Annotated in this window: 13 protein-coding genes; 4 read left to right on the top strand and 9 right to left on the bottom strand. The window is 33.1% G+C overall.

Annotated elements, in window-relative coordinates; all coding sequences use genetic code 11:
* Positions 1-24: 24 nt before the first annotated feature.
* Genes NNH57_RS23070 through NNH57_RS23055 form a run of 4 tightly spaced genes read right to left on the bottom strand, consistent with a single transcriptional unit; the run spans position 25 to position 1,946 of the window.
* Positions 25-477, bottom strand: coding sequence for a GNAT family N-acetyltransferase (locus NNH57_RS23070; RefSeq protein WP_108808889.1), 453 nt, complete (start codon positions 475-477; stop codon positions 25-27).
* Between the two features lie 29 nt (positions 478-506).
* The gene (locus tag NNH57_RS23065) at positions 507-812 is read right to left on the bottom strand and encodes a DUF1272 domain-containing protein (RefSeq protein ID WP_074406396.1); all 306 of its coding nucleotides are present in this window, start codon (positions 810-812) and stop codon (positions 507-509) included.
* Positions 813-825: 13 nt separating this feature from the next.
* Complete coding sequence (locus NNH57_RS23060; RefSeq protein WP_108808888.1) at positions 826-1,275, bottom strand: pyridoxamine 5'-phosphate oxidase family protein; 450 nt, start codon at positions 1,273-1,275, stop codon at positions 826-828.
* A gap of 8 nt (positions 1,276-1,283) precedes the next feature.
* On the bottom strand, positions 1,284-1,946 hold the full coding sequence (locus NNH57_RS23055; RefSeq protein WP_074406398.1) for a pyridoxamine 5'-phosphate oxidase family protein: 663 nt from the start codon (positions 1,944-1,946) through the stop codon (positions 1,284-1,286).
* Positions 1,947-2,029: 83 nt separating this feature from the next.
* Here NNH57_RS23055 and pdxR point away from each other — a divergent pair, with 83 nt between their 5' ends.
* The gene (gene pdxR / locus NNH57_RS23050) at positions 2,030-3,526 is read left to right on the top strand and encodes a MocR-like pyridoxine biosynthesis transcription factor PdxR (protein WP_082994752.1); all 1,497 of its coding nucleotides are present in this window, start codon (positions 2,030-2,032) and stop codon (positions 3,524-3,526) included.
* Between the two features lie 10 nt (positions 3,527-3,536).
* On the opposite strand, the gene NNH57_RS23045 is transcribed toward pdxR, so the two are convergent.
* From NNH57_RS23045 to NNH57_RS23030, 4 genes are all read right to left on the bottom strand, one after another.
* Positions 3,537-3,878 carry a ribosomal maturation YjgA family protein gene (locus NNH57_RS23045; protein WP_234423433.1) on the bottom strand — a complete coding sequence of 114 codons (342 nt, stop codon included), beginning with the start codon at positions 3,876-3,878 and terminating at the stop codon, positions 3,537-3,539.
* Positions 3,879-4,016: 138 nt separating this feature from the next.
* Positions 4,017-4,586 carry a pentapeptide repeat-containing protein gene (locus NNH57_RS23040; protein ID WP_108808887.1) on the bottom strand — a complete coding sequence of 190 codons (570 nt, stop codon included), beginning with the start codon at positions 4,584-4,586 and terminating at the stop codon, positions 4,017-4,019.
* Positions 4,587-4,605: 19 nt separating this feature from the next.
* Positions 4,606-4,983: a VOC family protein gene (locus NNH57_RS23035; protein WP_074406402.1), complete on the bottom strand. Its 378-nt coding sequence runs from the start codon at positions 4,981-4,983 to the stop codon at positions 4,606-4,608.
* An 82-nt stretch (positions 4,984-5,065) separates the two neighbouring features.
* Complete coding sequence (locus tag NNH57_RS23030; RefSeq protein WP_074406403.1) at positions 5,066-6,238, bottom strand: proline dehydrogenase family protein; 1,173 nt, start codon at positions 6,236-6,238, stop codon at positions 5,066-5,068.
* Between the two features lie 150 nt (positions 6,239-6,388).
* Between NNH57_RS23030 and aroB the strand changes: the two genes are divergently transcribed.
* Positions 6,389-7,459 (top strand): 3-dehydroquinate synthase, encoded by a 1,071-nt coding sequence (aroB, locus tag NNH57_RS23025; RefSeq protein ID WP_108808886.1) that lies wholly within the window; start codon positions 6,389-6,391, stop codon positions 7,457-7,459.
* A gap of 162 nt (positions 7,460-7,621) precedes the next feature.
* Positions 7,622-8,335 (top strand): hypothetical protein, encoded by a 714-nt coding sequence (locus tag NNH57_RS23020; protein WP_132066055.1) that lies wholly within the window; start codon positions 7,622-7,624, stop codon positions 8,333-8,335.
* Positions 8,336-8,394: 59 nt separating this feature from the next.
* Here NNH57_RS23020 and NNH57_RS23015 read toward each other — a convergent pair whose 3' ends face one another.
* Positions 8,395-10,494 (bottom strand): M12 family metallo-peptidase, encoded by a 2,100-nt coding sequence (locus tag NNH57_RS23015; RefSeq protein WP_108808884.1) that lies wholly within the window; start codon positions 10,492-10,494, stop codon positions 8,395-8,397.
* Between the two features lie 577 nt (positions 10,495-11,071).
* On the opposite strand from NNH57_RS23015, the gene uvrA reads away from it, so the two are divergent.
* The gene (gene uvrA, locus NNH57_RS23010) at positions 11,072-13,900 is read left to right on the top strand and encodes an excinuclease ABC subunit UvrA (RefSeq protein ID WP_074406407.1); all 2,829 of its coding nucleotides are present in this window, start codon (positions 11,072-11,074) and stop codon (positions 13,898-13,900) included.
* The last annotated feature ends 22 nt before the right edge of the window (positions 13,901-13,922 follow it).

Genomic DNA, 13,922 nt, shown 5'->3' with positions numbered 1-13,922 from the left:
TTACCATTACAAAACTTAATTATTTCAAATAATGTAACTATATGAATAAAAATCTTCATCTTTTACAAATCCAATCTTTTCATACAATCTTTGGGCTGTATAATTATCTTTTCCTGTTCCTAAATCTACTCTTATAGCCCCAACTTGCTTTGCCAGATCAAAAGCTGAATTAATTAACCTTTCAGCAATTCCTTTTTTACGATACTCAGGCATAACAAATAAATCATTTAAAACCACTATTCTTCCTAATGACACTGAACTAAATGAGTGATAATTTAATACAAAACCTAAAGGATTATTGGTATTATCATCTATAGCTAAATAGGCATTTGCCTCTTTATTTTGAAGTCTTTCTTTTAGGTAAGATCTGTATTTATTTATATCCGAAGGCTTCTTATAAAAAACCATATATTGATCAAACAATTCCGTCAAAACATCTAATTCTTCGATAGTAGTTTCAATAATTTCAATATTCATTTTTTGTAGTATGTTACTTAATTTTGCTCTTATCTTTTTCTTGGCTCTATATTGGTAAACTCTTTCAAAATCTCTTTAAAAGCATTTTCATCAATTGGTTTGTACACTATTCTTGATCCTACAGGGTGTTTTTCGACACAATTACCTGTCAGGCAATTTACCGGTCGAGTTGGCCTTTTTTCAAAACCACCTCCGCAATTAGGACATACATTATGCAAAACAGTATCTACACAGCTAATACAAAAAGTACATTCATAAGAACAAATCATTGCCTCATCACTATCATTAGGTAGTGCTTTATTACAATGTTCACAATTAGGTCTTATTTCTAGCATATCCTTTGTTTTTTTATGGTTTGTATTGTTTTAGTGCACTTTGTATTTGCTGCTCCTCGGTCGTTTCTGGGTATAAAATATATTTTGGGGCTATTATTCGTTTTACATCTTTAACAATAATATTTGTGATTGTTGCAAATGGAAACTTACCTCCGGTTAATTGCAACAAAAGAGCTTGCATAGTAGTGTATTCGGGATCATTTTTTGCCACAATCTTAGCTACTCCTTTTAATTGAAATCCTTTTTGAACAAAAACATCTATAAAGCTAATACATACATTATCATTCTCTTTAATGTTTTTTACGGTTTGCGGAGAAGCAATATTGGCAATAATAATAGCAGTATCGCTATAATATGTAAAAATTTCTTTGGGTGATACATTAGGGATATTATCTAATGAAGATGTGGCTAACCAACATAATACACTTTTATCAATATACTTCTTTATTTCTAGAGTAAGCATTTCTACTATTATTTTTTATTGTTCGTCACATAATTTAATACTGCATTTGGCACTTTAATGTCCTTTTGCAGATCAGTATCCGAAATAGCATCAAAAGCTACTTGTTTAATAGGAACTACCCCTGCCCATATCGGTAAATCAAGATCGCCAGGTTCATCATTTACCCCTTCTGCCCTTACTTTTGCCGAAGCTGTTTCTATACTAATTTCAAGAACTAAAGTTCCTTTAAATTCTTTTTCGTTTGGCTGTCTTACATTATCCCAATGACCAGGAACCATATGATTAAGTATATACTCCAGGGCCTCCATTTTTTCTTGTGGGTCTTCTACTTTTTTTACCTTACCAAATACATTTACCGATCTATAATTCGCAGAATGATGAAAAGCCGACCTTGCTAATACTAATCCGTCAAGATGCGTTACCGATATACTCGCCTCTCCAGCTTCTAATAAACTTAACATCATTCTATTTTTTAGTGATCCATGTAAATAGATCTTATCATCCTTTCTAGCGTATGCCATAGGAATCACAATAGCCTGGTTTTTATACACATACCCAACATGACACAAAAATGCATCATCTAATATGGTATTAATAGCATCTACATCGTAATTTGCTCTTTTCGGTCCGCGAACTACTTTATTTAGTGCGGAAGTTGAATATTCTGCCATAATTTATTTTATTTCTTACTCAAAAATAATAGTTTTATGGTGTGTTAAAGCAATCCAGTTTATAAATAATTAGTAGTCCAGTTTTGTTTCCATTTAAAAACAACATAGTTCTTGTTAGAAATAGTAATCGTAATCTATACCTTCAGTTATGTGATCAAATTATTGGTTTCATAAAATCTGGAAAGCTACCGCCTTCTACAAAATTACCGGGATCCCGAAAATTAGCTGAAGCTCTTAATGTTCATCGCAAAACAGTAATTTCGGCATATGAAGAACTTATCTCCCAGGGATGGGTCGAAACCATTCCCACAAAAGGTACTTTCGTTACCAGTTCTTTACCTATCATTAACCCTAAAAATTTTGTTCGGCCAGTTCTAAAAAACAACATGAAAGAGAAAAGTGGTTTCTCTTTTCTAACCCGATCACATTTAGTACGTAAACCTAAGCATAAAGCCAACAAAAAAATGCTCGTTGTTGATGATGGTTGCCCTGATCACAGATTAGCACCAATAGAAGAAATTGCAAAAGTATACCGAAATATTACTAAAAAAAGTCATCATGAAAATTTGCTCACCTATGGTTCTATATATGGAAATTTAGAATTGAGAAAAAATCTGGTTACATATCTTAATCAAACCAGAGGCTTACACATTACTATTGATAATATTTTGATTACCCGTGGGAGTCAGATGGGAATTTACTTAAACAGTCAATTACTACTTTCTTCAAAGAATAAGATTATTGTTGTTGGTAATACTAATTATATGACAGCAGATAATACGTTTAAAGAAGCGGGAGCTTATATAGAACAAGTACCTGTTGATGATCAGGGTTTAGACACTAATGCTATCGAAAAGCTTTGTAAAATCAAACAGATTAATGCCGTTTATACTACTTCTCATCATCATCACCCAACTACTGTAACACTTTCTGCAGAACGACGTATGCATTTACTACAGTTAGCTCAATACTATAGTTTTGCAATTATCGAAGATGATTATGACTATGATTTTCATTATAACAATGCTCCGATTTTACCATTAGCTAGCAATGATGACCACGGAAATGTAATCTATATCGGAGGGTTCACTAAAATTATTGCCCCTGCTATTCGAATTGGATATTTAATTGCTTCGAAAGATTTCGTTGACGAAGCTGCCAGATTAAGAAGAATTATCGATAGACAAGGAGATACGCTGCTAGAACAAACCTTAGCTCAAATGATTAGTACAGGAGATGTACAAAGACATTGTAACAAGGTTCTTAAAATTTACAAAACACGAAGAGATCTGTTTTGTTCTTTATTGAAAGAGAAACTAGGTAAGTATTTTGATTTTGAAATTCCAAAAGGAGGAATGGCAATATGGGTAAAGCTAAACAAAGCATATAATTGGGATATCATATGCAATGAAGCCGAAAAACTAGATCTAGAACTTAATCCGGATTGGCGTCGTTATGATAATGATAATTCGAGACACAACGGAATCAGAATGGGGTTTGCTTCACTAAATGAAGAAGAGATTCGCGAAGTTATTGACAGGTTGACAACTATATTTGATACTATAAAATCTACAAAATAAAAAACTAGTATTAACTTACTTTTACTTCCCGTCTATTTAATTGTATTTTATCTAACCAAACTATTATGATAAACCCAAAAGTATAAGAAAGCATATCTAGCCATGAAAAAGAATTACCCAATACAATTCTTGCTAGTTTATAATGCCCTAATCCCAAAACTTCTACAAAATTAAAATACTGTAAAATTTCAATTGTATATGAAAAAATCAAAGTACCTATTGCAATTAGTTCTGCTTTTCCCTTTAAAAAGCTCCTAAAAAAACAATAGATCAATATTACAACAATAGTATCTCCCAAATATGGGCGAATAATCTTATCATCTACAAAAAGTGCAATCAGAATTTCAATCAAAAAGATAAAAATTGTTAAAAAAAAGTACTTCTTTTGAAATGTAAACATAGAAATTCTGGGTGTTTTTTATATATGCAAGTTAGCATTCAAAATTAATATTTTTGAAACAAAAACTACTTATACCTAATTAAACAATGTTTATTCTATAATCAAATCATATTTTGTTAACAGCCCTATAAGTCCCGATGTACTAAACTTTGCTTTCTTTAATTTGTTGATTTCTGGATCGATTATAAAGTTTTTGGCAGTTCTAAAATCAACTTTCTCGGCAATAGTTCTTTCAAAAATTGCTCCAGATAAATTACAATTAGACAAGGCCGAACCTGTAAGATTAGCATCTGTAAAATCTGCTTCTTTTAAACTACAATCGTTAAACGTAATATTTTTCATAGAAAAGCCATAAAAAGATACATAATCAAGATTGCAATGATCAAACTCTACTTCAAATAGAAAATCGTTGCATGTACTAAAATCTAACCCCAGCATTTTACAAGCTTCAAAAACAACTTCCTGAAAAGAAGTCTCTTTCATCATTACTGTACTAAAATTACAGGTATCAAATCTACATTCTAAAAAAGTAACCACAGACATATCTGTCTTAGAAAAATTACAGTTTACGAATGTGCAATTATCATATTCTCTTGATGGTAGTTTTTGATTAGAAAAATCTTGGTTTTCAAAAGTTTTATCGATGACTGGATGACTCATAAAAATAGATATCAATACGTTAGTTTATTCTCCAGGGCGGATTTTTTCTATTATCTCCTGCAAAATATAAAATGATTAGGTTTCCGTCGGGATCTTTAAGCCTTGCTTCCCTCCATAACCAGCGTTGATCTGTAGGCAATAGATCAAATTGCAGCCCTTCGTTAATAAGGCGTTCTACTTCTTTGTCTAATTTTTCAGTTTCAAAATATACATGTACACCATTATTTTCGGGCAATACATCAACCAGGTGAATAGAAAAAGTAGCATCACCATCTACACATTCAAAACGTGCATACTGTGGTAATGATTCAACAATAAGATGTAATCCTAGTTTCTTATAAAAAGAAATAGAGGTAGAAACATCAAGAGATGGTATGGTAACTTGGTTTAGATTCATTTCATATTCTTTAAATTATAAAACTTACACTATAATACTACCCTCCTATTCTATCGCATGTTTCAAAACTTCTAAGGATATCCTATAGTCTTCTTCTTTTCTTTTCTTGAGAAAGTAGGTTCAATTCTCTGCTGGTTTGTCCGGCAACCGAAGTATTTTCTTCTGCTCTACGAATTAGATATGGCATTACATCCCGTACAGGGCCAAAAGGCAAATATTTTGCCACATTGTATCCTTCTGCAGCCTGATTAAAACTTATATGGTCACTCATTCCATACAATTGACCAAACCAAACTCTAAAATCATCTTTACCGATATTAAGTTCTGCCATTAACTTCATCGCCAGGTAACTACTATCTTCATTATGCGTTCCTATAAAAACAGAGATATCCTCTATGTTTTCAAGAATATATTTCATTGTAGTATCAAAATTCTGATCTGTATGTTGTTTATCTTTACAAATAGGAGTAGGATATCCTTTTTCCTTAGCGCGTTCATTTTCCTTTTCCATATATGCGCCACGCACAATTTTTACACCAATCTTAAAATCATATACTCGTGCTTCTTCGTGTAATTTTTGTAAATACTCCAGACGATCGTGTCTATAAAGTTGCAATGTATTATATACTATTGCTTTTTCTTTATTGTACTTTCTCATCATTTTTGCCACCAATTCATCAGCAGCATCCTGCATCCAGCTCTCTTCTCCATCAATCAGTAACGCTACATCGCAATCATGGGCTTTTTTACACACCATATCAAAACGTTCTTCGATACGCTCCCATTCTTTTTCCTCTTCTGCGTTTAAAGGAGTTCCTTCGGTTTTCTTTTGCCAAATTAAAAAACGACCAAACCCCGTAGGTTTAAATACTCCAAAAGGCATTGCGTCTTTTTGATCTGCAAACTCCAAGAGTTTTATCGTTTTTTCTAACACTGCATCAAATTGGGCCTCCTCTTCTTTTCCTTCTACCGAATAGTCTAATACAGAACACACCTTCTTGCCATACATATTATCTACTACCGATAAACAATCTTCTTCACTAACTCCTCCACAAAAATGGTCAAAAACAGTAGCTCTAATTAATCCTTGAACTGGTAAATGTGCTTTTATAGCAAAATTAGTAACCGCAGTTCCTATTCTAACCAAAGGTTCATTAGAAATCATTTTAAACAGAAAGTACGCTCTTTCTAGCTCTGAGTCGCTTTTCAAGGTAAATGCAGTCTCAGTATTATCAAACAAATTGTTTTGGTTCATCAAAAGTTAATTTTAAAAATATGCACATAGAAATACGATTAATTCTTATGCATACATTGCACTTATTTTAAGATATCTGCAAATATAGAACTTGCGAGTTTATTTTATTATAAATTCTGCTTAATTTCGCTCCCTATAATTTAATACTATATGAAGCCCATAGTTTCAAAAGACTCTGTTGTATATTTTGGTGAAGAATGCTATACAGCATTGAACGCATATCTCGAAAAAGCCAACCATTCAAAAATATGTATCCTCGTGGATGATAATACCCATGAGCACTGTTTATCTTTATTGATGAGTAAGATTGAGAAAGAGTATGATATCGAAGTGATTGAAATAGAAAATGGTGAAATCCATAAAAATATCGAAACATGTAGCGGTATCTGGAATGCGCTCTCAGAATTAGGTATGGATCGAAAAAGTCTAATGATTAATCTGGGAGGTGGTGTTATTACAGACCTGGGTGGTTTTATAGCTTGTACCTATAAAAGAGGAATTAGTTATATCAATATCCCAACTTCACTACTGGCAATGGTAGACGCCTCTGTAGGGGGAAAAACCGGTGTTGATTTAGGTAACCTAAAAAATATGGTAGGTGTGATCAGTGAATCCGAAATGGTTCTTGTTGACACAGAATATCTGGCTACTTTACCGGTAAATCAAATGTGTAGCGGATTTGCCGAAATGCTAAAACACGGACTCATTCAAGATCGGGGATATTGGGAAAAAATAAGTGACCTTTCTCAACTTAATTTTGAAGATTTGGATCAAATGATTTATGACTCTGTAGTGATCAAAAACAAAATTGTTTCTGAAGACCCTACCGAGCAAAATATTCGTAAGTATCTTAATTATGGCCATACACTAGGTCATGCTATCGAATCTTTTTATCTAACTCATCCCGAAAAACCTACATTACTTCATGGCGAAGCTATTGCAATAGGGATGATTATGGAGGCTTATATATCTAAAGAATTACTTTCTTTAACCAAAGAAGATTTGGAACATATTAGCGCTGTAATTTTGGCTACATTTCCAAAAATAGATATTGATGCAGGAGATTATAAAAAAATTATGGAACTTCTTATTCATGATAAAAAGAATGAGAATGGAAATATTTACTTTGTTCTACTAAATACTATTGGTGAAGCAAAATACAACTGTATTGTATCGGATGAATTGATTCTTACATCTTTTGAGTATTATGCTTCTTTATGATTTTGAGTATTAAGGAATAATGATTTTATATTTTATGATTGAAGTGATTTAAACGGTAATATCTATTTCTGTAAAGTACGCTATTATTCATAATATTGAGAAGCTACACTCTTAGTATTTCATTACATTAGCAAAAGACAATACATACTAAAACACAACTTCTTGAGAAAAAAATTTATAAAGCTTTTTAAAATACTACTACTAAGCATACTCGCATTGGTAGCTATTACGGTTGCGACCTTATATTTTTCTTTACATGAAAAACTTCCTGAAGGAAAACCTGGCCCTGAAGCTGATAAATTTGCATTAAAAATACTAGATGCTATTAAGCATGATAACTATCTAAATACCGATTATTTACAATGGACTTTTAGAAATAAAAACCATTATCTCTGGGATAAAAAATCTAATACTGTAACTGTAAAAATAGACGATCACTCCGTACTTTTACATTTGGATTCTCCAGAAAAAAACCGAGTACTTAGTACAATGCATCTTGGTGATCATAAAAAGAAAAAAATAATAGAAAAAGCATTGGTGAACTTTAACAATGACTCTTTTTGGTTGATTGCTCCTCATAAGCTTTTTGACAAAGGAACGATTCGTAAATTAGTAACCTTAGAAAACGACACTAAAGGATTGTTGGTTACCTACCAATCTGGAGGAACTACTCCCGGAGATTCGTACCTCTGGAAAGTTGACAAGAACTATAGACCTACAAGTTATAAAATGTGGGTATCAATCATTCCGATTGGAGGGCTCGAAGCTACCTGGGAAAACTGGATAACTACAAAAACAGGAGCGCACCTCTCTCAACATCATAAATTACTTGGTTTCGGAATCCCAATTAGTGATCTTAAAACCTGGAATGATTAACAGGTATAAAAAAGTGGGGCTTGCACCCCACTCTATTATAGCCCAATATTATATTCTACTTATTTTATAGATATTTTTTTGGTAACTGTCTTTTTAAAACCTGTTACCTGAACAAAATACATTCCTGGAGAGAATGTACTAATATCTATAGTATGACGATCTTTTCCTCCAGGAGGAGTATCTAAATCAACAACTTTTAGTACTCTACCATTAATATCTTTAATAGATAATGTAGAAGAAGTATTTAATACATTACTAACTTCAATGGTAAGAACTTCATCTGCTGGATTAGGATATGCTTTAATACTTAGCTCACCAGAAACTCCACCTCTTTGTAGAGAAGCTTGAGTAGCAGAACCACAACGTCCAAGGTTTCTCCAACCAGTAGATGTTCTTTCGTATAAACTTCCTTGATACGTCACCTTATCTCCTACAGAATATGTTGTACCACTAGAATAAGGCTGTACTCCTGCACATGGATCATTTGGATTAGTTGGGCATGGCCCCAGGTTTCTCCAACCAGTAGATGTTCTCTCATACAAACTTCCTTGATAGGTTACACGATCTCCTACAGAATATACAGTACCGCTAGAATAAGGTTGCACTCCTTCGCAGGTGATTCCACCATCCGTACAGTTACCAGTAGAAGCATAACTATCCTGGCTACATTGAACCGTAAAAGAATCTACAGTAGCATTAGACGAATTTTTAGCTTCCCAGCTTGCTCCTCTAGTAGTTGAAACCTGTCTGGTTTGACCAGAACTAATTGAAAACTGAGAACTATTATTTGTAAAATACTCTAAAGTACAATCTGTATTATTGTTAAACGTTACAGTTGCAGAATCACCAGTATTACACCCGGTAGTACCACATGCCTGAAGACAGCTTGAAGAACTTATCTTGTTACGAATAACATTACCCGGTTGTGAGCCAAATCCTTTGGTGAAGTTAATTCCTGCACTAGTAAGGTGACAGTAACTCATAATAGTCCCTCCATCTGATGGGATCGCTGGTTTAGAACAACTTCCTTCTACATTATAACAACCATCAATTGCAGTATTATTACCATTCCAAACACAAGCCTGAGTATGATTTGAACCTAGGTTATGTCCCATCTCGTGTGCTATTACCATTACAGAAAATGAATAGGTAGGAACATTACTAAAAGTTTTGTTAATACCAGAAACTCCATATCTATAATTTGGCTGACAAACAGTACCTAAATATGCCACACCACCAGAGAAATTATAAGTAACAAAATGTCCAAGATCTGCTCCATTAAGACCATTTTGCTCTCTATAACTTGAATAATCGGATAACCCGCTAAAAGGATTTTGAGACGTCCACGCATTTATCTGCGATATTTTTACAGTCATATTATCATTTGAATATAATATAGCTACCTGATTAAATATAGATTGTAAATAATCAGAAGCCTGTTGACTTCCTCCTTTATCCGTTACAACATCATTCCCTATATCAAAGTATACTTTAACACACTTTTCTGCTGCTTTACTGGCAGAAGGATTGTCTGAAAGTTCTTCTTCTGTATATCCTTCATAATTCGCTTCGGTATTACAAGTAAAATCTTGTAAATGAAGTAAATTATTATCCTCATACATAATGTGTTCTGAACTGTTTTCTAATCGCCCCATAACAAGGTTGCCGTTTTCGCCACTTATACTGATAACACCCGAGACTTCGCCATCTAATAAACTAATGGCGGCAATAGAGTTTGTTTTACCTCGTACTACTCCTCTATAATGAGAAACAGTTTTATCCGATTTAACAACTTTACCAGAAGGCATTTCTACAACTTTAAAATCATCTGTAGCAATATCAACTTTAACCAATTCTAGTACCATAGAAGATTTTTGCCCTGGAATTTCCAAATTCATAGTTTTGGGAGCATTAGACTTCATAGAGGCCATTTTTTTAGCATCTAAAGAAAATAAAGTATAATCTTTAACCTCTTTTGGTAATTGTACATTCGATTTTTGCTTAGCTGTCATTAAGCTAAACAATTTAACGTCTTGAAAATCAGAACCCTGTGTTTTTTGTTGTTTTACCAACTCACTAGGTGTATGCTGCGACTGTTGAGCCTGCATAAAATTTATTACCATAAAAAAGGTAATTGCAATTTTGAACATGTTTTTCATCGTGTTTAGTTTTAGTTTTGAAGAATTCTTCTATTGACTACATTGGGCTATTTATACGATCAATAGTAAAAACTTCAAAGAGTTTGTGAATAATTAAGTTACTAATTCTACATACCGATTTAAAAAAGTTCACGGGTAGTTCTAAAAAATACAAATCATTCAATGTTTTAGTTAAAAAACTAAAAAAACATCATTAAAAAAACCAGTTTGATCAAAAAAATCATTGAAAAAGAACATTTTGTTAGATATTTTTATTTCTAAAAATTGATCTTAAATTCAAATAAATGTCTAATAATCCGTAATATTTTTTTTTTAGAATGCTGGTATTCAAAATTTCATAAAACTTCTTACTTGTTAAAACAAAATTCTTACATGAATTTTATATTGAAAGAAAATTAATACGTTGATTTTATGTTTTACACCTACTTAAAATACTGTTTTTCAGTTAATTAAAAGCATTTTTACAAAATAAAAAACGTATATCTATAACAAAAATGTTGATTTAACATGACTGAAACTTTTCCAATTTCACAAAACGCTGTCAAATAACTACATTTGCAATCTTGGTTTAAAATTTATGGTTACATCAGAAGAAAATATTGAGGTTTTAGGAGCACGTGTTCACAACTTGAAAAATATCGACGTTACCATACCTCGTGAAAAATTAGTAGTGATTACAGGTTTATCGGGATCTGGTAAATCTTCTTTGGCCTTTGACACCATTTACGCAGAAGGGCAACGACGTTATATAGAGACTTTTTCTGCCTATGCAAGACAATTTTTAGGAGGATTAGAGCGACCAGATGTCGATAAGATTGATGGACTCTCTCCTGTTATTGCAATCGAGCAAAAAACAACCAGTAAAAGTCCACGTAGTACGGTTGGAACCATCACCGAAATTTATGACTTTCTCAGATTATTATTCTCAAGAGGAAGTGATGCTTATAGCTTTAATACCGGAGAAAAAATGGTAAGCTATAGTGATGAGCAGATCAAGAATCTAATTTTAAAAGATTTTACCGAAAAAAAGATAAGCATTCTGGCTCCTATTGTTCGTTCTAGAAAAGGGCATTATCGAGAGCTATTTGAGCAAATTGCAAAACAAGGTTTTGTAAAAGTGCGTACTAATGGAGAGATTAAAGATATCACCAAAGGTATGAAGCTCGATCGTTATAAAACTCATGATATCGAAATCGTTATTGATCGATTAAAGGTCACCAAAGACCAGGATAATTCAAAACGTCTAATGGAGACGATCAATACTGCAATGTACCACGGTAATGATGTATTGATGGTGATTGAGCAAGAATCTCAGGAAGCTCGCTTCTTTAGTCGAAATTTAATGTGCCCATCTAGTGGTATTTCTTATCCCAACCCAGAACCTAATAACTTTTCATTTAACTCTCCAAAAGGAGCCTGCCCTAAATGTAATGGTATAGGAAATCTATATGAAGTAAATCTAAAAAAGATCATCCCTGATGATGCTATATCGATAAAAAATGGAGGCTTAGCTCCACAGGGACCTCAAAAAAACAATTGGATTTTTAAACAATTAGAATTAATCGCACAACGCTATGATTTTAAATTAAGTGATCCTATAAAAAAAATCCCAGAAGAAGCCATGCAAATTATCCTTCATGGCGGAAAAGAAAAGTTTACTGTAAATAGCAAATCTCTTGGAGTTACCAGAGACTATAAAATTGATTTTGAAGGCGTAGCTTCGTTTATCGATAATACATATAAAAATAATGATTCGACCTCATTAAGAAGATGGGCCAAAGATTTTATGGATAATATTCAATGTCCATCATGCAAAGGATCAAGACTACGTAAAGAATCTTTATATTTCAAAGTAAATACAAAGAATATTGCCGAATTATCTGCAATGGACATTAGTGAGCTTTCTGAATGGTTTAAATCTCTTCCCGAGCATTTAAGCGAAAAACAAAATAAGATTTCCGGAGAAATATTAAAGGAAATTAATGCCAGACTTCAATTTTTGGTAGATGTAGGGCTTACCTATTTATCTTTAAACCGAAGTAGCAAATCACTTTCTGGTGGCGAGGCACAACGTATACGATTAGCTACTCAAATCGGTTCGCAACTGGTTGGAGTTTTATACATTCTCGACGAACCCAGTATCGGTTTACATCAGAGAGATAATCAGAAACTAATCAATTCACTAATCCAGTTACGGGATATCGGTAATTCTGTTATCGTTGTAGAACACGATAAGGATATGATAGAACGCGCTGATCATGTTATCGATATTGGCCCTTTGGCCGGGAAACACGGTGGAGAAATTATTAGCGAAGGTACTCCAGAAGAATTACAACAACACGATACACTTACAGCAGATTATTTAAGTGGAAAAAGACAAATTGAAACTCCTGCCAAACGTAGGAAAGGAAACGGAAAAACCATTTCACTAAAGGGAGCTACAGGAAATAACCTAAAAAACGTATCTATTGATATTCCTTTAGGCAAAATGATTGCTGTTACCGGGGTTTCGGGTAGCGGAAAATCTACACTCATCAACGAGACACTCTACCCTATTTTAAATGCATATTATTTTAATGGTGTAAAAAAACCAATGCCATATAAAAGCATCAAAGGTCTCGAACACTCGGATAAAGTAATTGATATTAATCAATCACCTATAGGTCGTACACCTAGGTCAAACCCTGCAACATATACAGGTGTTTTTTCTGAAATAAGAAGCTTATTTGCCAAAACTCCCGAAGCCATGATTCGTGGATACAAACCGGGACGTTTTAGCTTTAATGTTCAAGGAGGAAGATGTGAAACCTGCAAAGGTGGTGGATTAAGGGTAATAGAAATGAATTTCTTACCCGATGTATATGTAGAATGCGAAACCTGCCAGGGAAAACGATTTAATAGAGAAACTTTAGAGATTCGATATAAAGGAAAATCCATTTCTGATGTCTTAGAAATGACAATCAATGAATCCTGTGTATTCTTTGAACATATCCCCAAGATTTCAAGAAAATTGAAAACTATTCAAAATGTTGGTTTAGGATATATTACTCTTGGGCAACAATCAACTACACTATCTGGTGGTGAAGCACAACGTATCAAACTAGCAACAGAACTATCAAAAAGAGATACCGGTAACACTTTTTATATTCTTGACGAACCTACAACGGGTCTTCATTTTGAAGATATTCGTGTTTTGATGGACGTACTAAATGAATTGGTAAATAAAGGAAATACAGTTTTAATTATTGAACATAATCTGGATGTAATCAAAATGGCTGACTATATTGTTGATATCGGATATGAAGGAGGGAAAAATGGAGGGAAAATTGTAGCTACAGGAACACCAGAAGAAATTATAAAAGATAAAAAAAGCTATACCGCTCAGTTTTTAAAGAATGAGCTGTAAGCAACAATATTTAAAAAATAAA

Source organism: Aquimarina spinulae, from assembly GCF_943373825.1.
Classification (GTDB): Bacteria; Bacteroidota; Bacteroidia; order Flavobacteriales; family Flavobacteriaceae; genus Aquimarina; species Aquimarina spinulae.
The sequence above is the reverse complement of the archived record's forward strand: the minus strand, read 5'-3'. Positions and strand labels throughout refer to the sequence as shown.

What these genes read in the sequence shown, in the direction of transcription:
- NNH57_RS23070 (WP_108808889.1), bottom strand. Translation starts at nt 477, where the DNA reads ATGAATATTGAAATTATTGAAACTACTATCGAAGAATTAGATGTTTTG.
- NNH57_RS23065 (WP_074406396.1), bottom strand. Translation starts at nt 812, where the DNA reads ATGCTAGAAATAAGACCTAATTGTGAACATTGTAATAAAGCACTACCT.
- NNH57_RS23060 (WP_108808888.1), bottom strand. Translation starts at nt 1,275, where the DNA reads ATGCTTACTCTAGAAATAAAGAAGTATATTGATAAAAGTGTATTATGT.
- NNH57_RS23055 (WP_074406398.1), bottom strand. Translation starts at nt 1,946, where the DNA reads ATGGCAGAATATTCAACTTCCGCACTAAATAAAGTAGTTCGCGGACCG.
- NNH57_RS23040 (WP_108808887.1), bottom strand. Translation starts at nt 4,586, where the DNA reads ATGAGTCATCCAGTCATCGATAAAACTTTTGAAAACCAAGATTTTTCT.
- NNH57_RS23035 (WP_074406402.1), bottom strand. Translation starts at nt 4,983, where the DNA reads ATGAATCTAAACCAAGTTACCATACCATCTCTTGATGTTTCTACCTCT.
- NNH57_RS23030 (WP_074406403.1), bottom strand. Translation starts at nt 6,238, where the DNA reads ATGAACCAAAACAATTTGTTTGATAATACTGAGACTGCATTTACCTTG.
- aroB (WP_108808886.1), top strand. Translation starts at nt 6,389, where the DNA reads ATGAAGCCCATAGTTTCAAAAGACTCTGTTGTATATTTTGGTGAAGAA.
- NNH57_RS23015 (WP_108808884.1), bottom strand. Translation starts at nt 10,494, where the DNA reads ATGAAAAACATGTTCAAAATTGCAATTACCTTTTTTATGGTAATAAAT.
- uvrA (WP_074406407.1), top strand. Translation starts at nt 11,072, where the DNA reads ATGGTTACATCAGAAGAAAATATTGAGGTTTTAGGAGCACGTGTTCAC.